Annotated in this window: 23 protein-coding genes and 1 riboswitch; of the genes, 13 read left to right on the top strand and 10 right to left on the bottom strand. The window is 31.7% G+C overall.

Annotated features, from left to right (window positions below; genetic code table 11):
- Positions 1-63: 63 nt before the first annotated feature.
- Both VCM48_RS02865 and VCM48_RS02860 read left to right on the top strand, forming a co-directional pair.
- Entirely contained in the window at positions 64-297 is a 234-nt protein-coding gene (locus VCM48_RS02865) for a hypothetical protein (RefSeq protein WP_482271537.1), read from the top strand.
- 277 nt (positions 298-574) lie between these two features.
- A complete protein-coding gene (locus VCM48_RS02860) occupies positions 575-1,183 on the top strand; it encodes an alpha-ketoglutarate-dependent dioxygenase AlkB family protein (RefSeq protein ID WP_482271536.1) in 609 nt (202 codons plus the stop codon).
- 26 nt (positions 1,184-1,209) lie between these two features.
- Here the strand turns inward: VCM48_RS02860 and VCM48_RS02855 are convergent, their stop codons facing one another.
- From VCM48_RS02855 to VCM48_RS02830, 6 genes are all read right to left on the bottom strand, one after another.
- Positions 1,210-2,127 (bottom strand): mechanosensitive ion channel family protein, encoded by a 918-nt coding sequence (locus VCM48_RS02855; RefSeq protein ID WP_482272203.1) that lies wholly within the window; start codon positions 2,125-2,127, stop codon positions 1,210-1,212.
- Positions 2,128-2,238: 111 nt separating this feature from the next.
- Complete coding sequence (locus VCM48_RS02850) at positions 2,239-3,351, bottom strand: ABC transporter substrate-binding protein (protein WP_482271535.1); 1,113 nt, start codon at positions 3,349-3,351, stop codon at positions 2,239-2,241.
- A gap of 12 nt (positions 3,352-3,363) precedes the next feature.
- Positions 3,364-3,891, bottom strand: a complete 528-nt coding sequence (cobC, locus tag VCM48_RS02845; protein WP_482271534.1) for an alpha-ribazole phosphatase — start codon at positions 3,889-3,891, stop codon at positions 3,364-3,366.
- A complete protein-coding gene (locus tag VCM48_RS02840) occupies positions 3,876-4,646 on the bottom strand; it encodes an adenosylcobinamide-GDP ribazoletransferase (RefSeq protein WP_482271533.1) in 771 nt (256 codons plus the stop codon). Before VCM48_RS02840 ends, cobC begins: the two co-directional genes overlap by 16 nt.
- A gap of 2 nt (positions 4,647-4,648) precedes the next feature.
- Positions 4,649-5,686, bottom strand: coding sequence for a nicotinate-nucleotide--dimethylbenzimidazole phosphoribosyltransferase (cobT, locus tag VCM48_RS02835; protein WP_482271532.1), 1,038 nt, complete (start codon positions 5,684-5,686; stop codon positions 4,649-4,651).
- 3 nt (positions 5,687-5,689) lie between these two features.
- Positions 5,690-6,193: a bifunctional adenosylcobinamide kinase/adenosylcobinamide-phosphate guanylyltransferase gene (locus VCM48_RS02830; RefSeq protein WP_274639987.1), complete on the bottom strand. Its 504-nt coding sequence runs from the start codon at positions 6,191-6,193 to the stop codon at positions 5,690-5,692.
- A gap of 101 nt (positions 6,194-6,294) precedes the next feature.
- On the opposite strand from VCM48_RS02830, the gene VCM48_RS02825 reads away from it, so the two are divergent.
- The 3 genes from VCM48_RS02825 (at position 6,295) to VCM48_RS02815 (ending at position 10,438) form a co-directional block, all read left to right on the top strand.
- Positions 6,295-7,233 carry an ABC transporter substrate-binding protein gene (locus VCM48_RS02825; RefSeq protein ID WP_415268905.1) on the top strand — a complete coding sequence of 313 codons (939 nt, stop codon included), beginning with the start codon at positions 6,295-6,297 and terminating at the stop codon, positions 7,231-7,233.
- Positions 7,234-7,242: 9 nt separating this feature from the next.
- Positions 7,243-7,436, top strand: a riboswitch (cobalamin riboswitch).
- 31 nt (positions 7,437-7,467) lie between these two features.
- Positions 7,468-9,348 (top strand): TonB-dependent receptor plug domain-containing protein, encoded by a 1,881-nt coding sequence (locus VCM48_RS02820; RefSeq protein ID WP_482271531.1) that lies wholly within the window; start codon positions 7,468-7,470, stop codon positions 9,346-9,348.
- A gap of 4 nt (positions 9,349-9,352) precedes the next feature.
- Positions 9,353-10,438 carry a YncE family protein gene (locus tag VCM48_RS02815; RefSeq protein WP_440121693.1) on the top strand — a complete coding sequence of 362 codons (1,086 nt, stop codon included), beginning with the start codon at positions 9,353-9,355 and terminating at the stop codon, positions 10,436-10,438.
- A 65-nt stretch (positions 10,439-10,503) separates the two neighbouring features.
- Here the strand turns inward: VCM48_RS02815 and VCM48_RS02810 are convergent, their stop codons facing one another.
- Positions 10,504-10,917: a thiol-disulfide oxidoreductase DCC family protein gene (locus VCM48_RS02810; protein ID WP_482271530.1), complete on the bottom strand. Its 414-nt coding sequence runs from the start codon at positions 10,915-10,917 to the stop codon at positions 10,504-10,506.
- A gap of 148 nt (positions 10,918-11,065) precedes the next feature.
- On the opposite strand from VCM48_RS02810, the gene VCM48_RS02805 reads away from it, so the two are divergent.
- From VCM48_RS02805 to VCM48_RS02790, 4 genes are read left to right on the top strand one after another with little or no spacing between them, the layout of a single operon-like run.
- Positions 11,066-11,770, top strand: coding sequence for an ABC transporter ATP-binding protein (locus tag VCM48_RS02805; protein ID WP_274639983.1), 705 nt, complete (start codon positions 11,066-11,068; stop codon positions 11,768-11,770).
- Positions 11,771-11,772: 2 nt separating this feature from the next.
- Entirely contained in the window at positions 11,773-13,002 is a 1,230-nt protein-coding gene (locus VCM48_RS02800) for an ABC transporter permease (protein ID WP_440121691.1), read from the top strand.
- 2 nt (positions 13,003-13,004) lie between these two features.
- Positions 13,005-14,249, top strand: coding sequence for an ABC transporter permease (locus VCM48_RS02795; protein WP_482271529.1), 1,245 nt, complete (start codon positions 13,005-13,007; stop codon positions 14,247-14,249).
- A gap of 22 nt (positions 14,250-14,271) precedes the next feature.
- Positions 14,272-15,378, top strand: a complete 1,107-nt coding sequence (locus VCM48_RS02790; RefSeq protein ID WP_274639980.1) for an efflux RND transporter periplasmic adaptor subunit — start codon at positions 14,272-14,274, stop codon at positions 15,376-15,378.
- Between the two features lie 255 nt (positions 15,379-15,633).
- Here VCM48_RS02790 and gcvT read toward each other — a convergent pair whose 3' ends face one another.
- On the bottom strand, positions 15,634-16,716 hold the full coding sequence (gcvT, locus tag VCM48_RS02785) for a glycine cleavage system aminomethyltransferase GcvT (protein ID WP_482271528.1): 1,083 nt from the start codon (positions 16,714-16,716) through the stop codon (positions 15,634-15,636).
- A gap of 259 nt (positions 16,717-16,975) precedes the next feature.
- Between gcvT and VCM48_RS02780 the strand changes: the two genes are divergently transcribed.
- From VCM48_RS02780 to VCM48_RS02770, 3 genes are all read left to right on the top strand, one after another.
- Positions 16,976-18,607, top strand: a complete 1,632-nt coding sequence (locus tag VCM48_RS02780) for an aminopeptidase P family protein (protein ID WP_482271527.1) — start codon at positions 16,976-16,978, stop codon at positions 18,605-18,607.
- 78 nt (positions 18,608-18,685) lie between these two features.
- A complete protein-coding gene (locus VCM48_RS02775) occupies positions 18,686-19,231 on the top strand; it encodes a TlpA family protein disulfide reductase (protein WP_482271526.1) in 546 nt (181 codons plus the stop codon).
- A gap of 18 nt (positions 19,232-19,249) precedes the next feature.
- A complete protein-coding gene (locus VCM48_RS02770) occupies positions 19,250-19,471 on the top strand; it encodes a VF530 family protein (protein WP_099214301.1) in 222 nt (73 codons plus the stop codon).
- A 3-nt stretch (positions 19,472-19,474) separates the two neighbouring features.
- Here VCM48_RS02770 and VCM48_RS02765 read toward each other — a convergent pair whose 3' ends face one another.
- Positions 19,475-20,326, bottom strand: a complete 852-nt coding sequence (locus tag VCM48_RS02765; protein ID WP_482271525.1) for an alpha/beta fold hydrolase — start codon at positions 20,324-20,326, stop codon at positions 19,475-19,477.
- Positions 20,327-20,399: 73 nt separating this feature from the next.
- Here VCM48_RS02765 and priA point away from each other — a divergent pair, with 73 nt between their 5' ends.
- Positions 20,400-22,841 (top strand): replication restart helicase PriA, encoded by a 2,442-nt coding sequence (gene priA / locus VCM48_RS02760; protein ID WP_482272202.1) that lies wholly within the window; start codon positions 20,400-20,402, stop codon positions 22,839-22,841.
- On the opposite strand, the gene VCM48_RS02755 is transcribed toward priA, so the two are convergent.
- Complete coding sequence (locus tag VCM48_RS02755) at positions 22,819-23,559, bottom strand: hypothetical protein (RefSeq protein ID WP_482271524.1); 741 nt, start codon at positions 23,557-23,559, stop codon at positions 22,819-22,821. The two genes, priA and VCM48_RS02755, sit on opposite strands and share 23 nt — an antisense overlap.
- Positions 23,560-23,561: the final 2 nt, after the last annotated feature.

The following is a 23,561-nucleotide window of genomic DNA, read 5'->3' as shown; positions in this document are numbered from 1 at the left end:
TTTTGTTGCGGATTAGTTACTTTTTTCTATATTTGAGGGATTAATCCCTAAATTTTATTAAATATGAAAATTACAACATTAATTTTTAGTTTTATTTTAATCCCTTTGTTAGCAAATCAAACTACTTTAAAGAGTAAAGAGTCAAAGGGTAAAGACTCAAAAGTTACTATTTGCCACGTACCACCAGGAAATCCTAGTAACGTTCATTCGATAACTATTAGCAAAAACGCTTTAAAAGCGCATTTAGCTCATGGTGATTTTTTTGGTAATTGTGGAGGTGAAGAACAACAATACTAAAATAGTATAGTAATTCATATTAAATCAAAATCTCCTGTTTTAACAGGAGATTTTTTTATTATATTTGAGTATGGAAAAGGATTTAAACATCATAACTTTTGAATACCATAAAACGAATAAAACTAACTTAGTTTTTAGATTGTTGAGTGTAGTTTTAATTTTGATCTTTCTTTTGAATCCTTTAAATGAACTTGTAGATGTTTTCAGAAAAAGTTTGCCTCATGGTTGGTGTTGTCAACCTAACTTTTGTAGCTTAAATACTTACCATTTTTTATAAATGGACTTATTCTCACAATTTGACAATTTTCCTAAAAACTTACTTCCGAAAGATGGAACAGTACACTATTACGGAATTGTTCTACCAAAAGAGGAAGCAGACCATTATTACGAAGCTTTATTGAATTCTATTGAGTGGCGCAATGATGAAGCAATTATTTTTGGAAAACGAATGGTAACCAAACGAAAAGTAGCTTGGTATGCCGAACAGCCTTTTGAATATTCCTATTCCAACATTACAAAAACAGCTTTACCGTTTACGAAAGAATTGTTAGCATTAAAAGAATTGGTAGAGAAGGAAACCAACGAAACCTATAATTCTTGTTTATTGAATTTATACCACGATGGTTCAGAAGGAATGGCGTGGCATAGTGACGGAGAAAAAGATTTAAAAAAGAATGGAGCGATTGCCTCTTTGAGTTTTGGAGCAGAAAGACGCTTTGGTTTTAAACACAAACAGACCAAAGAAACGGTGTATAAAGTATTGGAACATGGTTCGTTATTAGTAATGAAAGATGAAACCCAAACCCATTGGTTACACCGATTACCACCTACAAAAAAAGTCCACCGACCACGAGTAAACTTAACGTTTAGAACGATTGTGAGGTAGTCTCACAGCAGGTTAGATAAAACAGTTTATTTTTTGCTTTGTGTTGTTTTTTCTCCTTCAAAGTTTACCGTAGGGATTTTTACAATTTCAAATGTCGTGGAAGCTAGAATAACTTTACCATTAGTTTGTTGAATTTTCTTTCCAATCTCGTCGTTCAAAATATGTTTAGTAAATCTTCTTTTCTTGTAATCAACAATATATCTTAGGTTAAACTGAATCCAATTGTCAGTTAGAGTAATAGCAAGAGTTGGATTGACTTGTGCGTCTTCTATATAATATTTGTCAACTACATCTTTCCAATCAGAAATCGAAGCATTAACATATTCCGATAGATATTCTTGAGCAACAGAAATTATAATTTTCTTTGCCATTTCAATATCAGAGCCGTAACGAATAGGTAAATTGAATTCATCCCACACAAAGGGAAAATCTTGAGAATAGTTATAAACAGGACCTTTAAATACAAAAGCATTACTTAGTTTGACTATTCGACCACTGTAATTATCACTTGAAACCCATTGACCGATTTCCATCATTGTTGTGTAAATACTATCAATATCAATCACATCGCCTTTAATTCCATTGATTTCAATTCTGTCACCTGGTTTGTATACATGTACAAAGAAAATATAAAATGAACCAGCAATACTAAGAAATAACTCCTGTAAAGTGATTGTTATACCGGCTGTTAGAAGACCAATAGCAAGACCAAAATCTTTAATGTTACCCGTGAAATATGTGATAGTAATAAGGATAGCGAAAAAGTAGCCGATAATTTCAATTCCTTTCTGCGATTTATATCTCAGAGAATTGTCTGGCAGTCGCTTTTTTAGAATCCTTCTTACCCATGTAATAATTGATAAAATCAATATAATCCATACTAAGTATTTTAAGATACTTATAAGAGTGGGGTGTTCAGTAGACCAATATTTTAACTCTTCTATCAATTTCTTCTTTTTTATTACAGACAGTAATTAAGGATATAAGTTTGTTATAAATAACTTATATCGCTGATAGCTAAGTTAATAGTTTAAAGATTAAGAACCAATCTAAGTTTACTCAACCTTCTTATAAAAAGTTAATTCATATTCTGGTAACAAATTAGGATGTGTAATTTTTATCAAATCTTTTAAAACTAAATCTGGTCGTACAGGAGATAGCTCAAAGTAAATTAAACCACCAGTTTCTCCTTTGTTATGTCCGATAGAAAATATCTTGTTATTGGTAAACGCATCAAATTCTTTGTAATGAATATTTGCAGTAGTTAACTGTTCTTTGGTAGCATACAATCCACAGTTAAACCAAAAATCAGCGTGTTGCCCTTTTTCTAAAACACTTTCAAAACTTAGAGGTAAGCTACCCGTTCCTTCCGTGTCTTTCCATAAGTAATTTAAATTCGCATCGTTGTAAAACGTCGCAATAAAGCTTTCACCCGCAGGTACATTCCACACATCTTTAAACATACTTCCTGATAAAATGATAGGCTGTTTAGCGCTGTTTTTAGCAATTTCTTTAGCTTTTAAGTATTCTGTTTCTATGTTGGTAAAAATGCTATCAGCTTCCTTCTCTTTTCCGTATAAAGCCCCAAAAAACTTAATCCATTCTGCTCTTCCTAACGGAGTTTCTTCCAGCCAATCTCCATTAAAAATTACAGGAATTCCTGTTTTTTTGATGTTTTGATATAATTTAGTGTTTGGATGTAGGGCAAAACCAACAACTAATTCAGGTTCAATATCAATCAACTTTTCAGTATTCATGTCTTGTTCCAAGCCTAATTCAACAATAAAACCTTCGTCAATTCTATTTCTTGTTCTTTTTGAAGAAACATATTTGGTATGCGGAAAACCAACAATAGTGTTTTCAGCATTCAAAAGTTCCAACATCGGAACATGCGTAGTACTGGTAATTACCATTTTTTCGATAGGAACTTTAATTTCTTTTTTAGAAAGGTTGGTTTTGTTGGAAAGGGTGTAAGAAAAATATTCGTGCGAGCTTTGAAAAGCTTTTTTTATGACTAATTTTTTTGCTCCGTTTTCTGAGATGATATCAAAACCTTTGGCATATTTTACAGTGCTTTTAGCAGGCTTCTCTTTAGTGGTTTTTTTAGTTTCTTGTTTACACTGTGTGAACAGAAATAATAAAGAAAAAATAAGTAAATAACGTTTCATAGTAATAAGTTTTTATAAGTGGAAACTAAGGATGTCCCCGTAGTTTAGTTTAAGTTCAAATGATTTTTCCAACGGAATATTGTTTGTATAAGCCCAAAGACTCCTCATTACTCCCGCATGGGTAACTAGCACTACTTTTTGGAGGTTTTTGGCTTTTAATTCGGTTAAAAAACTGGTGGTTCTGTTATGTAAATCGATATAAGACTCGCCATTTTTAGCAGGAGTTTTTACAAAATCGTTCATCCAAATATCGAGTTCTTTTTTATCAATATCGTTCCATTTTTGTAGCTCCCAATCACCAAAATCAAGCTCTTTCAATCGATTATCAAAAATCACCGTGGACGAAAGTTTTTCAGCTAAAAGTTTACAACGTCGTAAGGGACTGCTATAATACGTTACACCAGAATCGTTAACAGGAGCTTTTTTAAGAATAGTACTAACTTCCTCCTCAAAACTAGAGGTAACGTCAATATCTGCCTGACCATAGCATATACCCTTGGCAATATCTGGTGTGGTATGTCGTACTAAAATAACTTCCATAAAGCGAGCAGACTTAGATAAAAAACAATTTCAGCTACTTGTTGTAAAGCACCCGCGCAATCTCCTGTTTGACCTCCAATCCATTTTTTAAAGAAATGTCCCATATATAAATAGGTAACAAGTAATGGAAATAAGACTAAAAACACTATTGGTTTTTGAAAGAAAAACAGCGGTACTATTCCAAAAATAGCAGATATAAGTAGCGATTTGCTACTCATTTGTTTGGTAGTTGGTTTTATTTTAGAGCTATCAATATCTCTTACATAGTCATGTGTATACAATAAAACCGTAGCGATAAATCGGCTGATACTATGCCCAGAGATAATTACTAGAATTAAATTTACGGATAGGCTTTGTAAATGATATAAAGCTAAAAACTTTATCGCTAGGATAAAGACCAAACCACTCACTCCGAAAGTTCCAAGTCTGGAATCTTTCATAATGGTTAAAATCTTTTCTTTGGTCCATCCACCACCAAAACCATCGCAAACATCGGCAAATCCATCTTCATGAAAAGCTCCTGTAATCCAAATAGAACTAATCATGCTGATTACAATAGCAATATCCGTAGGAAAAATATAAGAAGAAGCGAAGTAGGCTAGTGCTGCAATGCTTCCAACTACAATTCCTACTAAAGAAAAATAACGACTGCTCTTATTGAGTATTTCAGGTGAGTGATTAACCCATTTAGGACACGGAATTCGTGTGAAAAACAATACAGCAGTTAAAAAATAATGAATTTGTCTTTTTATCATAACTAGGCTTCGCTAACATTGGCACTTTTAAAAGTCGCCATTTCGTTTAAAAAGTTTACACTCGATTGAATAATAGGAAATGCAACCGCACAACCTGTACCTTCACCTAAGCGTAAGCCTAAATTTAAAAGAGGTTCAGCATTTAAAAATTCTAACATTTTTTGATGACCTTGCTCACCTGAATTATGACAGAAAATACAATAGTCTAGAATATTAGAATCCATTGCATGAGCTGCTAATAGGGCAGCAGTCACAATAAAACCATCAATAAGTAAGGTCATTTTTAAAGAAGCGGCTTCTAACATAGCACCACACATCATTACAATTTCAAATCCGCCAAAAGCAGTTAAGGCTTCCGTAGGTGTTGAAATAGAATCGGCATGTAACTTATAAACCTCACGTAATGTGTCAATTTTTGTTTGTAGTCCTTTATCATCGATTCCAGTACCTCTACCAACACATTTTTCAATAGGTGTATTGGTAAAATAACTCATTAATAAAGCTCCAGATGAAGTATTGCTAATTCCCATTTCGCCAAAACCAATAATATTGGAACCTTCACTATATACTTTTCTTACCAATTTTCTCCCTTTTTCCAAAGCTTCTTGACAGTGTTCTAGCGTCATGGCTTTAGTAGTACTATAATCTTGAGTTCCTTTAGCTACTTTAGCATCGGTGAGTTGAGGATGTGCTTCAAAATCAGTATTTACACCAGCATCTACAATATTTAAAAGAATATTATTTTGTTTACAAAATACATTGATGGCAGCACCTCCTTGCAAAAAGTTAAATACCATCTGTTGCGTAACCTCTTGTGGGTATGGACTCACTTTTCCTGTAGTTGCAATTCCATGATCTCCAGCAAAAACCATAATAGTAGGTTTTGATAGTACAGGTGTAGTTGTATTTTGAATTAACCCAATTTGTAAAGCAATTTTTTCTAAACCTCCTAAAGCACCAACAGGTTTGGTTTTAAAGTTAATTTCTTCTTGAAGTTCGTTTTGTAGTTCTTTTGATAAGGGAGTTATAGTTGTTGTCATGTGTTATTTTAAAGTTAAAGGAAGTCCAGATACCATAAAAGTAGCTTTGTCAGCCAATTTTGCTATGTGTTGATTCGTCCAACCTTGTAGTTGTGTAAATTTTCTTCCAGATTCAGAATTAGCGTGTAATCCCATACCAATTTCATTAGAAATGATGATAATATTGGCGTCAATTTCAACCAATTTGTTTATTTCTTCTTTGGCGATTTCTAGTGCTTTTTCAATATCATATTTTGTGTCTACAAAGAAATTTGTTAGCCACAGTGTTACACAATCGATAACCACAGTTTGTTTTTCAGAAATTACTTTACTTAACCATTTTTCTTCTTCAATAGTGGTCCAACGTTCATCTCTATCAGAAATATGCCTGTCTACTCGTTGTTTAAAATCTTCGTCCCAAATACGAGAAGTTGCTAGGTAAATAGGGGTTTTAGATAAAGATTCTGCTAACTTTTGAGCATAGCTACTTTTACCTGAGCGTTCACCTCCTGAGATATAATATATCATGAAATCGCATTTTATTTTGACACAAAGATTGGAAAGATTTTTAATAAAAAACAAATTAAAATAGAGAACTGTTTATTTTTGCTGAACCAAAACTACGAATTATGACAGTATCTTCTTTTATGCCAGCAGTAACTCAGATGATTTATGATATGGGGTTACAAGATTATTTAAACGGAATTACTTTTGAGTGTCCTGAAGTGGCTTTAAAAGAAAAAGAAGTAGCTGTTAGATATAAGTTGGAAGGAAAAGTACTAACGAGTAAAGAAATAACAGCTATTTTTTCAAAAACAAAGGCGGAAGGAAAAACTTTGTATTATGTAGATGAACCTGTTTTAGAAAGTATAGCACCCGATATTGTTTTTACACAAGATGTGTGTGATGTTTGCCAAATAGATACGGAGTCTGTGGCAAAATCAGCTTATAAATTACCTAAGGTTCCCGAGTTAATTTCTATAACACCAAACTCTTTAGAAGACGTTTTTGATAATGCATTAACCATTGCAAAAGCAATGAAGCAAGAAGAAGTAGGAGAGGCGTATGTGAAGGGATTAAAAAAACGTATTTACGACATTGTAGATGTGCAACGTGAGCATAAAATACAGTCTAAAAGTGTAATGCTGTTAGAGTGGATTGATCCGTTGTTTAACTGCGGACATTGGATTCCCCATCAAATAGGATATGCTGGTGGAATCGATTTATTGTCACATCCATCAGGAGATAGCATCGTTATTTCTTGGGATAAAATTGTAAAGTATGATCCAGAGGTGTTAATTATTGCTCCTTGTGGATATGGAATCGATAGAACACTAGAAGACATGAAGTTTTTAGAAGAAAGAGAAGAATGGAAGTCTTTGAGAGCTGTAAAAAACAAACAAGTATACATTGCTGACTTCGCGATGTTTACACAATCTTCTGCGGGTACTTTAGTAGAAGGAGTGGAATGTTTGGCAAAAATGATTCATCCAGATTATTATACACTACCAGAGAACTTAAAAACAAAATTCGCAAAATATCATGATTTGATGGTTGCTAATTTATAAGAATACTATACATTTGCCGTGATTTTTGGTTTTTCTTTAATCGTCTATTAAAGAAAATTAAAAGGGAATTCGGTGCAAAACCGAAGCTGTTCCCGCAACTGTAAGCTATTAAGCTTGTAACAATTACTCAAACCACTGTTTTTTAATGGGAAGGTATGTTACAAGACGCAAGCCAGGAGACCTGCCAATTATTATAATTTAATTAAAACTTTCGGGATAAAAGTTTAATGTATAATGAAGGAAATAACAATAATATTTATACTGTTTTTTACGATTAATCTTTTTTCTCAAAAAGATACAATAGCTATTAACAAATTAAAAGAGGTAATAGTTAACGGGAAGAGAAATGTAGAAAAAAAACGCATTGCTACAAAAGAATTAAAGATTGGGATAAAAGAACAAACAAAAAACCCTATCAACTTAACGAACCTCTTACGATATAATAGCCCAATAGCATTTAGAGATTATGGTAATGGAGGGGTGAGTACTGCTCGTTTTAGAGGAACATCGGCTTCAAATACGTTGGTACTATGGAATGGAATTCCTATAAATGCTGTAGGAAGTGGACAAACAGACTTTAATGCACTTTCTGCGAGTATAAGTGATAATATTCTTGTGCAAAGTGGTGGAAATAGTACTGAATATGGTTCAGGAGCTATAGGAGGAACGGTACACTTAAAAGATGAAGTACTGTTTAAAGAGCATCAAAAACTTCAATTGTTTACTTCTTATGGAAGTTACAATACAACGTCTAATTTCTTTAAAAGTTCATCTGGAACAGATAAGTGGAATGTGAAATTAGCATCTACATTTAATTATTCCGATAATGATTATACATATATTGATGGACGTTATAAAGATAGCGAAGGTAACTTACTAACTAATGAAAATGGTAATTACAAAAACTACGGAGTTAATTTTGTCATAGGTTATAAGTTTAGTCCTGTAAACTTTTTATCGTTTTATTCGACTGCTTACTATGGAAACCGTTTGTTTTCTGATGGATTACCAAATCCGTCTGCTGGAAGTGAACGAAATGAAGATTTTAATCAAAGAAACTTACTACAGTGGAAATATGCGTTTTCTTCTCAGTTTAAACAAGAACTAAACTTAGCTTACTTAACTCAAGAATATCGATATTATAGTAATAAAGATGCTGAAAATTATAGTTTTGGAAAGTCTAAAACAACATTAGTTAATCATTCTTTAATCTATAAACTATCAAACATCTTATCTTTTAACTACAAAACGATGTTTGAAAATATTAATGGTGAAAATACAGATGTTAATACCAAAACAAGAAATTCAGTAGCCTTTGTAGGTAGTGTTAAATATCAGCCTATTGAAAAATTAGCAACAAAGATACAAGCAAGAAAAGAAATAAACTCTGATTTTGATGTACCTATATCTTTATTTGTAGGAGGAGAATATAGATTAACTAATCAATTAAACATTCTAGCCAATTTTTCAACAAATTATAGAGTTCCTACTTATAATGAAATGTATTGGCCTGTTGTAGGAAACTTAGGTTTAATACCTGAAAGCTCTAAGCAAGGAGAATTAGGAGCTTCTTTTAAAAATAAAAGCTTAAACATAACATCTACATTGTTTTATATCTATATAAATGATAAAATTTTGTGGTTACCAACAGGAGGTAGTAATTTATGGAGACCAAGAAACGTAAATGATGTAATAAATAAAGGCGTAGAAACTTTTGTAAGTTATAAGAAGGAAATAGGAGAACATACTATTGATTTTTCTTCCAACTATACGTTTACCTTGGCAGAAAATACAGAAACTAAAAAAACACTTCCTTATGCACCCGAGCATCTTTTAAACTTTAATGTAAATTATAATTATAAAAGGTTTAACTTTTTTATACAAAGTTTACATCAAAGTAAGGTATATACTAATGAAACAAACTTAGATTTTTATTCATTAGATCCAGTACATGTTCAAAATGCAGGAGTAGTCTTTAATTTATCTACAAAACAAACAAAACTTCCAACATTAGGATTTACACTAAATAATATATTTAATAAAGTGTATTATTTCTCAAACTTACGTCCTATGCCTGGAACAAATTTTAATATCAATTTAAATTATAAATTTTAAACCAATGAAAATAACAAAACTACTTTTACAGCTTTTTTTAGTAAGTATAGTTCTTACTTCTTGTTCTAGTGACGATAAAATAGTTGAAGTAATAAGAGACAAATACGATGATGGTATAATAATCAGTTCAGAAGGAAATTTCGGAAACAAAGATGGTTCCGTAGCTTATGTGGATAATTCTTTATCAACTGTTGCTACTAATTTTATTTATACAGGTAAAAATAATGCACAATTAGGAGGTTTAATTCAATCTATCACATTTACAGATACAGATGCTTATATCATTTTAAATGATGTTAATACTATTGTAGTGGTTGACAGAATTACCTTTGAGAAAAAGACAGAAATTAATACAGGGCTAGGGAATCCTAGATACATGACTATTGTTAATGGTAAAGGATATGTTACGAATTGGGGGGATGGAGCAAATGAGAACGATGACTATCTGGCTATTATTGATATCGAAACAAATACTATTGAAGAGAATACAATTTCACTAGCTAATGGTGTGGAACAAATTGTAAGTAGAAATAATAAGTTATATATCTCGCATAAAGGAGGGTGGTCATCTAATAATATTGTTTCTGTAGTAGATTTAAACAATAATAATGCTGTTTCAACAGTAACAGTAAAAGATAATCCTGATGAAATAGTATTTGATAATTCAGGGAACTTAATTGTTTTATCAGAAGGAAAGCCTCTTACTTATAATGATGATTATACAGAAGTATTAACATCAACGACTTCTTCAATAAGTTTTATAAACACTTCTACTAATGAAGTTACAAAAGAAATGGTGTTTCCAGAAAACAAAAGAGCAACATACTTAACACAATCAGAAGGTAAACTTTACTACTACCAAGGTGATACAGACAAAGTTTATAGTATTAGTGAAACTGCTACTGAATTAGCTGATGATGGAATAAGTGTAGGTTCTATTTATGGTATGAATGTAAAAGGAAATGAATTATTTACTGTAAAGTATGAATTTACAAAATTGAGTAAGCTTTTAGTTTATGATATAAATACAAAATCAGAAGTTTACTCTTCACCTGTTGGTTTAGGAGCTTCAAAAATTTATTTTAATTAAGTTGTCCCCCAATAAACAGGGAAATATTGCTATGAATAAGCTCACCAACTTGGTGAGCTTACTTTTTATAAAAACTTTTCTTGTATTTCTTTAGAAGGAATCATGCACGTTTCTTTTTTACCAAACCATTTATAACGATTTTTAGCAATATAATCGTATACAATATTTCTAAGCCCTTCAGGAAGAATCCAAAAAACTTGAGTTAACTTCCAAATTCCGCCAAAATCATTCATAATTTTTAAAGCTGCTGATGATTTAATATCATAAGCCACATTTGGTTCATATAAAATAATAGAATCAACTTTAGAAGTATCAATACCCAGATATTGTGTGATTTCTTTTCCTATGTCTGATTGAAGAGAGGTAAAAACAAACATATTTTTAGTGTCATACTTTATAACTTTTAGCACACTATCGTTGCAAAAATTACACACACCATCAAACAAAATCACTTTTTTATTGCTAGGTAAATTGTTCATATTTAGTTTTTTGTAAAAAATTAAGCGCTAACTTGTAACATTAATCAAAATTAAGCGTCTTGTAAGAAAGTAAATAATGATTTAACAATAATTTATTAGTAGATTAGAGAAATTAGTATTTATTTTTATTTAAAAATTAACTAACACTATGATTCGAATAGAAAATCTTCACAAATCTTACCCTATAGGAAAAGACTCACTTCATGTTTTAAAAGGGCTAGATTTACACATAAAAGAAGGGGAATTTGTGTCTATTATGGGATCTTCAGGGTCTGGAAAATCTACCTTATTAAATATTGTAGGTTTATTAGATACACATGATGAAGGAAAATATTACTTAAATGGGCAGTTAATAGAAAATTTAAATGAAAAAAAAGCTGCTGTATTACGTAACAAGTTTTTAGGATTCGTTTTCCAATCATTCAATTTAATTTCCTATAAAACAGCTCTAGAAAATGTTGCTTTACCATTGTATTATAAAGGAGTTGGTAGAAAAGAACGGTTAGAAATAGCTTTAGAATATCTTGAAAAAGTAGGGTTAAAAGAATGGGCTAATCACTTGCCGAATGAGCTTTCTGGAGGTCAAAAGCAACGTGTAGCAATTGCAAGAGCTTTAGCTACCAAACCAAAAGTTGTATTAGCAGATGAGCCTACAGGGGCTTTAGATTCTACAACAACCGATTCGGTAATGGATTTATTAAAAGAAATTAACGATGAAGGAATGACTGTTTTTGTAATTACACACGAGGAAGAAGTAGCAGCACAGACTAATAGAGTTGTTCGTTTAAAAGATGGAGTTATAATTAGTGATGAGTTAACAGAAGCGGCAACAAATAAAGCAAAAGCAATTTAATTATGTTTGATTTAGATCGCTGGAGAGAAATATTTCAAAGTATTGGTAAAAATAAGTTGCGTTCTGTTTTATCAGGATTCACTGTAGCTTTCGCTATTTTACTATTTACGCTATTATTCGGAATTGTATCAGGTTTACAAAATCAGTTTAAATCTGCTTTTGTAGATGATGCAACCAATGCTATGTTTGTAAGAGTATGGAAAACGTCAAAACCTTATAAAGGATTACAAACAGGAAGAAGAATTCAATTAAAAAATAAAGACTTTGATTACGTTAAAGACGAATATGAAAACAAAATTCAACATTTAACGGCAAGAATATACAAAAGCGTAAATATTACCTACAAGAACAATCAAAATAATTATCAATTACGTGCAGTTCACCCAGATCATCAGTTTTTAGAAAAAACAATTATTGATGAAGGAAGGTATATTAACGACTTAGACTTAAAAGACAAATCTAAAGTAATTGTAATTGGTAGACTTGTAAAGCAAGATTTATTTGGAGAAAAGCCAGCTTTAGGAAAAAGAGTAAATGTTGATGGAATTTCATACAAAGTAGTCGGAATATTTTCTGATAAGGGAGGAGATAATGAAGAAAGATTGACTTACATGCCTGTAACAACGGCACAGAAATTATATGGAAACAACGATTATATCAGTCAAATTAATATAGGATATGACCCTAAGTTAAATCTTGATCAGGCCATTACATTTGGTAATAGATTAGAAAGAGATTTACGTAAAAAATTAGACATACACCCAGATGATCAAAGTGCTTTATCTGTAAGAAACATGGCGGAAGCAAACAAAGGGATTAATCAATTTATGTTTGCGTTATATTTCATTGTCATATTTGTAGGTTCAGGAACTTTAATTGCAGGAATTATTGGTATCAGTAACATTATGATTTTTGTTATTAAAGAACGTACCAAAGAGTTCGGAATCCGTAAAGCATTGGGAGCAAAACCATCTTCAATTATTGGTATGGTAATTCAAGAATCTATTTTAATAACCACAATAGCGGGGTACTTAGGTTTAAGTTTAGGAACTTACATTTTAAGTGCTATTGGAGATAGTTTAGAAAAATACTTTATAAAAGATCCAAGTGTAAGTCCAGGTATTGTAATAGGAGCTACTATTATTTTAATCTTATCAGGATTAATCGCAGGGTATTTGCCAGCAAAAAAGGCAGCACAAATTAAACCAATTGTAGCACTAAGAGCAGACTAATTATGAAGTTTTTATTTGATTCAGACACTTGGCAAGAAATTTACGGAAGTATTCGTAAAAATAAATTAAGAACTGGTATTACCATTGTAGGTGTACTATGGGGAATTTTCATATTAGTAGTCTTATTAGGAGCTGCACGTGGTATGGAAAACAATTTTAAAAGAATTTTTGGAGACTTTGCTACCAACAGTGTTTTTATGTGGACGCAGAGAACCGATATGCCTTTTAAAGGATTTCAAAAAGGAAGAAGGTTTAATTTAACCTTTAAAGATATTGAAGTACTTCAAAAAGAATACGCCAATGAAATAAAGCTATTAGCACCAAGAAATCAAACCAACGGTAGTGTTGTTAAAGATTTTAAATCTGGAGATTTTCAAGTAAGTGGAGATTACCCAGTTTTAGATCGTGTACAAAAGAAAGATTTAATCTACGGTAGATTTCTCAATCAAAATGATATAAAGAATAACTCTAAAGTTTGTGTTATTTCTGAAGACATGTACAAACAACTGTTTGATAAAAAAGAAAAGCCAATTGGACAGTATGTGAAAATTAGTAATGTAAACTATAAGGTTATAGGGGTTTATAAACCATCAAATACTATAGATATTGATGGAGATACTGCATACATTCCGTTTACAACTTTTCAAAAAGTATACAACACTTCAAATAAAGTAGATTGGATGATGATTACGGCTAATGAAGGAGTAGATATTAAGCAGATGGAAAAAGACATTCTTTTAACCTTAAAAAATCTGCACAAAGTACATCCAGAAGATAACAGAGCATTTGGTAGTGTAAATTTAGGAGACCAAATAGATAAACTAATGGGCTTTTTAACAGGAATGCAATTCTTAACATGGTTTGTTGGTATTGCAACCTTAATAGCAGGAGTTTTTGCTATTGGTAACATCTTATTAATTACTGTAAAAGAGCGTACTAAAGAAATTGGAATTAGACGAGCTTTAGGGGCAACTCCAATAAGTATTAAAAGACAAATAATATTAGAATCTGTTTTTTTAACTACAATAGCAGGAATGTTAGGAATTATTTTTGGAGGACTTGTTCTATTCCTATTAGACTTTACAGTAGGAAGTGGAGACGATCCAACACTTGTAAATCCAACCGTAAATATACCCATAGTAATGCTGGCCTTTTCAATCCTAGTAATTCTAGGAACCTTAATAGGTTTAATACCAGCATATATGGCAACAATAGTAAAACCAATCGAAGCATTAAGAGAAGAATAAAAAAAGAAATAATCAATTAATCATGAGCAAAAGAGCAAAAATTATCTTAGGAATAGTAGCACTATTATTTGTAGTCATCCTAATTTGGTTAGGAAAGAAAAATCAAAAAAGTGTGGTAACCTATGAAACAGAAAAACCATTTAGAACAACAATTGTAAAAAAGGCAGTGGCTACAGGGAAAGTAGTTCCTCTAGAAGAAGTAGAAATAAAACCTCAAATTGCAGGAATTATAGACAAAATTGTAGTTGAAGAAGGAGCAATTGTAAAAGCAGGAGATTTATTAGCTACAGTAAGAGTTGTACCAAACGAACAATCATTACAAAGTGCAAGAGGAAGAATAAACTCAGTACAAATTCAATTAAATAATGCTAAAACTCAATACGACAGAAATAAAAGTTTATTTGATAAAGGAGTAATTTCTAGTCAAGAGTTTGAAGCCTCACAATTATCATACAATCAAGCAAAAAATGATTTGACAAATGCTCAAAATGATTATCAAATCATTAAAAAAGGATCAGTAGGTTCTGCCGGAGCAAACACAAATATCAGAGCAACAACATCAGGTATGGTTGTAGAAATTCCTGTAAAAAAAGGATACCAAGTTATTCAATCAAATAACTTTAATGAAGGTACAACTATTGCTACTATTGCTGATATGGAAAAAATGATTTTTGAAGGACAAGTTGATGAATCAGAAGTAGGAAAATTAGTAAAAGGATCAAACATAGAAGTTTCATTAGGAGCTATTGAAAACAAAAAGTTTCCTGCAATATTAAACTTTATAGCACCTAAAGGAACAGAAGAAAACGGAGCAGTACAGTTTAAAATTAAAGCAGATGTAAGTCTTGATGACAACTATTTTGTAAGGGCAGGTTATAGTGCCAATGCAGATATCGTTTTAGAGAAAAAAGACAGTGTTTTATCTATTAAAGAATCGTTGTTACGTTTTGATAAGAAAACTGAAGAGCCTTATGTAGAAGTAAAGAAAGGAGAGGATGAATTTGAAAAGCGTGAGTTAAAACTAGGAGTTTCAGACGGAGTAAATATTGAAGTATTAGAAGGTGTAACTACAGAAGATGAAATTAAAATCTGGAACAAAGCATCAAAAGATGACGAAAAGAAAGATTAAAACATCTAAATAGTTGATTAATAGTTGTAAAGCAGTTCTTTTAAGAGCTGCTTTTTACTTTTAAGGTATAATATAACACATTCATATCCAAAAAGGTATCATTCAAGGAAGTAAAGGTGGAAAAGGCTTTTTTGTTGTAGATATTTGGAGTGCTCAAACAAACGAGTACTTAATTTAATTTATTGGGGAAAATTAAATTATTTAAATAAGGGGTAAAAAGCAGCTTTTTAGAAGCTGCTTTTTTTTAGATATATTTTAACCTTTATAAAAAGGTAACTTCACTACTTTAGCAGGAATTTGTTTCTTACGAACTTGGATAAAAATATCACTATCAACTTTAGAGTTTTCTTTAGTAACATACCCTAATCCAATTCCTTTTCCTAATGACGGACTCATAGTACCAGAGGTAACACGTCCAATGTTGTTTCCATCAGCATCAACAATTTCATAATCATGACGAGGAACACCACGTTCAGTTAATTCAAAAGCAACTAATTTACGAGTAACACCCGCTTCTTTTTGAGCTTTTAAAGCCTCAGCATTAACAAAGTCTTTCGTAAACTTAGTAATCCATCCTAAGCCAGCTTCTAAAGGAGAAGTAGTATCGTCAATATCGTTACCATATAAACAATATCCCATTTCTAAACGTAAGGTGTCACGAGCAGCTAAACCAATAGGCTTAATTCCCCAATCTTTACCAGCTTCAAAAACTTTATTCCAAAGTTGCTCAACATCTTCATTCTTTACATATACTTCAAATCCACCAGAACCAGTATATCCAGTAGCAGAAACTACTACATTCGGAATTCCAGCAAAATCAGTAATTTCAAAAGTATAGAATTTAATAGTAGATAAATCTACTGAAGTTAACGATTGCATAGCTTCCGCAGCTTTAGGACCTTGAATAGCTAATAACGACCAATCTTCAGAACGGTTTTCCATCTCAACGTTTAAATCGTTGTGTTGAGAAATCCAGTTCCAATCTTTTTCAATATTAGAAGCATTTACCACTAACATATACTCATTTTCAGCAATCATGTAAATAATTAAATCATCTACAATTCCTCCATCAGCATTAGGCATACAGCTATATTGTGCTTTTCCAGGAACTAATTTAGAAGCATCGTTAGAAGATATTTTTTGAATTAAAGCCAATGCATTTTCTCCTTTTAAAAAGAACTCTCCCATATGACTTACATCAAAAACACCAACTCCTTTTCTAACAGTTTCGTGTTCAGCAGTTACTCCTTCGTATTGTACAGGCATGTTATAACCTGCAAAAGGAACCATTTTAGCTCCTAAAGCTTCATGTACATGTGATAAAGCTGTATTTTTCATGTGTTTGTTTTTTATTGTTTTTATTAACGCATGTAACCTTTTGTGAATAAAACAACCATTATAGGGTATATTTTATTTATGTAGGTTTCATTATTGTGTATTGTTTGTTTTAAAAAAGTGATGCTAAAGTATTGAAAAATTAGCAAACAATACAGGCGAATCTGTGTAATATTATAAGAGTATATTACCTAAATGTTTGTTAATATTTTCCTTATTCTATCATAGAATACTAAATTTGAGAGTAACAAATTTTATCACGATGCTAAAAAAACTATTATTTACTCTTTTCTTACTAAATATATGTGTTGTTGTATCAGCACAAGTTCCAACAGATTATTTACCAGCTGATTTTCATAAAGAGCGAAGAGCAATTTTACGATCAAAAATGCCTAAAAATGCTGTAGCAGTTGTTTTTGCGAATCCAACTCGAAACAGAGCTAATGATGTAGATTATGTATTTCATCAAGATCCTAACTTTTACTATTTAACAGGGTTTAGAGAACCCAATGCGGTTTTGGTACTATTTTCTGAAAATCAAAAAGACGCTAAAGGAAATAGTTATAATGAAATATTATATGTGCCTAAAAAAGACCCTCGATTTGAAATGTGGAATGGAAAACGTTTAGGAGTAGAAGGAGTAAAAAAAGAATTAGGGTTTGCGATGGCAAAAACATCAGAAGAATTTGTTACAGATGCTATTAATTTTAAAAGTTTTGATAAAGTAAGCATATTAAAACTTAATGATGATTATAGAAACTCAGAAAGAGATAAAGGAGAAATTTACGATTTAGTAAAAGCATTTAAAAAGCAGTCTGGGTATAAGAATGAGGAGGCTAAAGATCCAAATATAGAGTATATTCATAAGGCTATAGCAAATGTGCCTGATGCGAAGTTAGAAGAAGTGGCTAAAGAACTATCTAAAAACTTAGAGAATTATCCAGAGTATAAAAAAGACCCGATAATAAAAGAGTATATAAGTGCTACAGATGATGGATTAAGAAGAGAACTCAAACAAAAAATAAAAATAAAACTTCAAAAAAATAGTGAGTCTAATATAGATGTTAAATTTTTATCAACCGCACTTGCTGAAATGCGTGAAGTAAAAACACCAGAAGAATTAAAACTGTTGACTAAGGCGATACGAATTTCGGCAATAGGACAAGTAGAAGTAATGAAAGCTATGAAACCGCATATGTCTGAAACAGAAATTCAAGGAGTTCATGAGTTTGTGTATAAAAAATATGGAGCAGAGTATGAAGGTTACCCATCTATAGTTGGTGCAGGAAACAATGGTTGCGTTTTACATTACATTGAAAACAACAAAACAAAACTTGGAAATGAGTTAGTTTTAATGGATTTAGGAGCGGAATATAGAGGATATACAGCTGACGTAACCAGAACCATACCAGCAAACGGTAAGTTTTCTCCAGAACAAAAAGCTATTTACGAATTGGTATTAAAAGCACAAGATGCAGGAATCAAGGTATGTAAACCTGGAAATCAATTTTGGAAGCCAGGAGAAGCAACAAAACAGATTATTAATGAAGGATTAGCAGCTTTGGGTATTATTAGTTCTCCTTCAGCAAAACATAGCTATTTTCCACATGGTACTTCTCACCACATAGGCTTAGACGTTCATGATCCAGGAACATATGGTGCTTTTAAAGAAAATATGGTTATTACCGTAGAACCTGGTATTTATATTCCAGAAGGAAGCCCTTGTGATAAGAAATGGTGGGGAATTGCAGTTAGAATTGAAGATGATATTTTAATCACAAAAAGCGAACCTGTAAACCTATCAGCAGAAGCTCCAAGAACCGTTGAAAATATTGAGAAAATGATGGCTAAAAAAAGCGTTTTAAATGATTTTTTACTGCCTAATTTAGATTGATAAAGAAAACACATAAACAACTTGTAATACAATAATATTCATAACGACAGATAACAACCTTTAACCTAAAAAAACTAAATGAAATTCAATAGAAAAACAATCTCAAACATTGTATTTGTCGTTATTATAGGCTTATTACTATATCCGCCAACCAAAGTATATTTTATTAGGTTGGTTTCATTTTCACCTTCTACTATTACAGAAGATAAAAGAGAAGTATTAAACGATTACGACTGGAATTTAAAAGGGTTAAACACTACGAATATAGATTTTAATGAAACAAAAGATAAAGTTGTTTTTGTAAACTTTTGGGCAACTTGGTGTCCACCATGTATAGCGGAAATGCCAAGTATTCAAAAGCTATACAATGATTATAAAGACAAGGTTGAGTTTGTATTTGTAAGTAACGAAGATTGGACGACTATTGAAGCATTTTATAAAGATAAAGGCTACGATTTACCAACATATAATATTTTATCTAAAGTACCAGAACAGTTAGTAAGCAACTCAATTCCTGCGACGTTTATTATGGATAAAAAAGGAACTATTGTTGTAGACAAAAAAGGAGCAGCTGATTGGAATAGTGATAAAATTAGAATTTTGTTAGACGAATTACTACAATAGAATATTTACCTTTGTAGCATGAGTCAAGAACAGCCAAATAATCCGCTTCACGGAATAAAATTAGCCACCATGTTAGAAGAATTATACTTAGAGTATGGTTGGGAGGAAATGGGAGAAATATTGAATATAAACGCTTTTAAAAAGAACCCAACCTATAAATCTAGTTTAAAGTTTTTAAGAACAACGCCTTGGGCAAGAGCTAAAGTAGAAAAGCTGTACCTACAAATGTTAGGCTATTAAACGTTAACGTAATACCAAACCACTCCATTCTTTAGCATTTTCTAACATAGGGAAGTGCCCTGTGTTTTCAAGCCATCGTAATTCATTATTAGGAATTTCTTTGTGTAATTGCTCTCCAATAGCTTTTACAGCAATAGGGTCGTGGGTAGCCCAAACTATTTTTGTAGGAATTTGTGTTTGTGTCAATCCACCAATCCAACGATGCCAAAAAAAGTATCGCTCATTAATATAATTGCTCAATAAATGAATAACATTCCGACCATTATTATAATTTAACTGAAACCACATTTCGTTTAACTCTTCCTGAGAAACCTTAGAAGAATCAACATAAATTTTGCGAATATTCCTATTAAAAACAGTTTGATTCGCCAATTTAGCAACCCACTTTCCTGTAATTTTATTCTTTAGTAACTTTTGAATAGTTCGTAGTTTGGCTAATTCAATATGCATGCTACCATTGCACAAAATCAATTCTTTAATAGAAAAAGGAAGCAGATTCATATTGTTTCTAGCAATAATTTCGGTGGCAATACTGGTACCGTAATCATGCGCTAGTATTGTAACCTCATGTAAACCTAGTTTTTTCCATAAAAGTAAGGCTACATCGGTCTGCTCAATTAAAGAATACGAATAGTTTAAAGGTTTATCAGAAAAACCAAACCCTAAATGATCGTGAATAATCACTCTGTATTTTTTTGATAAAAAAGGAAGCGCTTTATAATAATCAAAAGAAGAAGTAGGATATCCGTGGAGTATCACAAGAGTTTCATTAGTATTTCCTTCATCAATAACGAAAACTTGTTGATTATTAATGGTGTAAAATTCACCCTTATTTTTCCATTCTAGTGAAGTCATAAATATAGAAGCTTTGGTGTTTACAATGTACTCATTTTTGTGTAGTTTTGATTTAATTTAAAAAGAAAGCTTTATCCATTTCATTGACGTCATATTACCCATTCCGTTGCAAAAAACGTTTACCTATACGGTAACCGAAGCAGAAGCATCTTTTTTAAAAAAAGGAATGCGTGTAGCGGTTTCTTTCGGAAAAAGTAAAATTTATACTGCATTGGTGTTTAACATTCACCAAAATGCACCCGAATTATATGAAGCCAAAGACATTCATCAAATTTTAGATGATACGCCTATTATAACGGAACAGCAACTAAAACACTGGCAATGGATTTCGAGCTATTATATGTGTTCGTTAGGCGATGTATATAGAGCAGCCTTACCATCAGCATTTTTGCTAGAAAGTGAAACCATCATCTATAAAAATGAAAACTTTGAAGAAGAAGCAATACTAACCGATGAAGAGTTTTTAATTTTTGAAGCCTTACAACATCATTCACAGTTAACCATTCATCAAGTTGCTGATATTTTAGGAAAGAAAACCGTACTTCCTATCATTAACGAATTGATAGAGAAGAATGCGGTTTACATTAAAGAAGAAATTTACGAAACATATAAGCCTAAACTGGTTAAGTATGTTCGATTACATAACAATTATGCCTCAAATGAAGGCTTGCAAACGCTTTTAGAGGAACTTTCAAGAGCTAAAAAGCAACGAGAAGCTGTACTGACGTATTTTCAGTTAGCAGCGGCTAAAAAGCCGATAAAAGCAAAAGACCTAGAAGAACAGTCGGGAGCTTCTTCCGCAGTTTTAAAAGCCTTGGTAGAGAAAGATATTTTTGAGTTTTATCATATTCAAACCGATCGAATTAACTACCAAGGAGAAACGAATCAGATAAAAGAGCTGAATGAATTTCAGCAAGAAGCTTTCAATCAAATAAAAACTTCTTTTGAAACGCAACAGGTAAGTTTATTACACGGGGTTACAGGATCTGGTAAAACAGAAATTTATGTAAAGTTGATTAAGGAAGTGATTGCTGAAGGAAGACAAGTACTGTTTTTGTTACCAGAAATAGCTTTAACAACCCAAATTATTACCCGTTTACAAAACTATTTTGGGAACTTTATTTCGGTATTCCATTCAAAATACTCGATGAACGAACGGGTAGAGGTGTGGAATAATGTGTTAGAAAATAAACCGAAAGCACAGGTTATTTTAGGAGCACGTTCTTCGTTGTTTTTACCGTTTTCAAACTTAGGGTTGATTGTAGTAGATGAAGAGCACGAAACGTCTTATAAACAGTTTGAACCGTCACCACGTTATAACGCTCGTGATGCTTCGGTAGTATTAGGTCATTTACACCAAGCAAAAGTATTGTTAGGTTCTGCAACACCATCAATAGAGAGTTATTTTAATGCTGAGCAAAACAAATACGGATTTATAGAATTAACGCGTCGTTTCGGAAACATTCAGTTGCCTAAAATCGAGCTGATAGACATTAAAGAAAAGCATCGAAAAAAGGAAATGAATGGTCATTTTTCTGATCGCTTATTAAAAATGATAACGGAAGCGTTGGAGGAAAAAGAACAGGTTATTTTATTTCAAAACCGACGTGGATTTTCGCCTGTGGTAGAGTGTACTACTTGTGGTGTTTCTCCTCAATGTCCGAATTGTGATGTGAGTTTAACTTATCATAAATTCCGCAAGGAGTTAAAATGTCATTATTGTCATTACCAACGTGCAATGCCGAATAGTTGTGGTGCTTGTGGAAGTGCTACCTTAGACACCAAAGGTTTCGGAACGGAGCAAATAGAACTCGAGTTAAAAGAGTTATTTCCGAATCATAATATTGGACGAATGGACTTGGATACCACGCGTGGTAAATATGGGTATCAAAAGATTATTGGGGCTTTTGAAGCGCAAGAAATTGATATTTTGGTAGGAACGCAAATGCTATCTAAAGGATTGGATTTTGAAAATGTATCGTTGGTAGGAATCCTGAATGCAGATTCTATGCTTAATTTCCCTGATTTTAGAGCACATGAACGTGCTTTTCAGCTGATGGTACAAGTATCGGGTAGGGCAGGACGTACCAAAAAACAAGGAAATGTGGCGATACAAACTTATAATCCGTATCATCAAATTTTACAGCAGGTATCTACTAACAATTATACAGAAATGTATAAAGAGCAGTTGCAAGATCGTTGGCAGTTTCATTATCCGCCATACTATCGCTTGATAAAAATAACCTTAAAACACAAAGATTACACGCGTGTTGATAATGGTATCAACTGGTTAGCAAAAGCTTTACAAAATGTGTTTCACGAAAATGTATTAGGACCCACAGCGCCAGCAGTTTCTCGTATTCGAAACCAATATATTAAGAATTTAGTGATCAAAATTCCACCAAAACAATCCTTAGGAAAAACCAAAGAGCAGCTACAAAAAATTAAAAATACCTTTGAAGCGGTTAAAGATTTTAGACCCATCCGTTTTATTATTGATGTGGATGCTTATTAAAGCTTTCTTTTTCATAATTTTTAATAGTTCTATTTATTTCGTCATTGAAACTATTTGGAGATATTTCTATAAGCTCCATTTTTCTTAATTCGTTTTTTTTTCTCCCTAATTGGTAAAAGAATAATTTGTTGTTCTTTTCTTTTAGAACAGCATAAGAGTTTAAATCAAACAAGATTATTTTAAAATCATTAACATTAATAATTTCATATTTACTTATAATCCAATCATTAGTTTTTAGTTTATTTTTATCTAAAAAATACTTTTTAGAAAAGAATAGAGTGTCAATATTAATAGAATCTTTAGATTCTAGTTTTAATTTATAAAGCTTGTTATATAGATCTACATCTGCTTTTTGTTTTAAAGAATTAGGTATTTTTTTATAAGTAGAGCTTTCATGATAAGGATAATTATTTAAAATGATGCTATCCCTGTTAACTTGTTTAATGGAAATAGCATTTCGATAGTTCAGTGTATCTTTATTAAGCAAAAAAATAATTTTACCAAAACCGATACTAGCTTGGTTTATTATATTTTTACCAAAAGAACTAGGATGATATTCACTTCTTTGAAAAAAATTGAAATCAATAATAGATACACCTTCGGTCCATGTTTTAGTTGATTTTACCCATGTACCATTAATTCTGTAGTTACTATATAAAAAATAAAATATAAAGCAGATAGTTAAAAGCATTAAAGCCTTTTTGAATTTTAACTTCATGT

Source organism: Tenacibaculum sp. DPLXC6 (assembly GCF_056815515.1).
The sequence above is the reverse complement of the archived record's forward strand: the minus strand, read 5'-3'. Positions and strand labels throughout refer to the sequence as shown.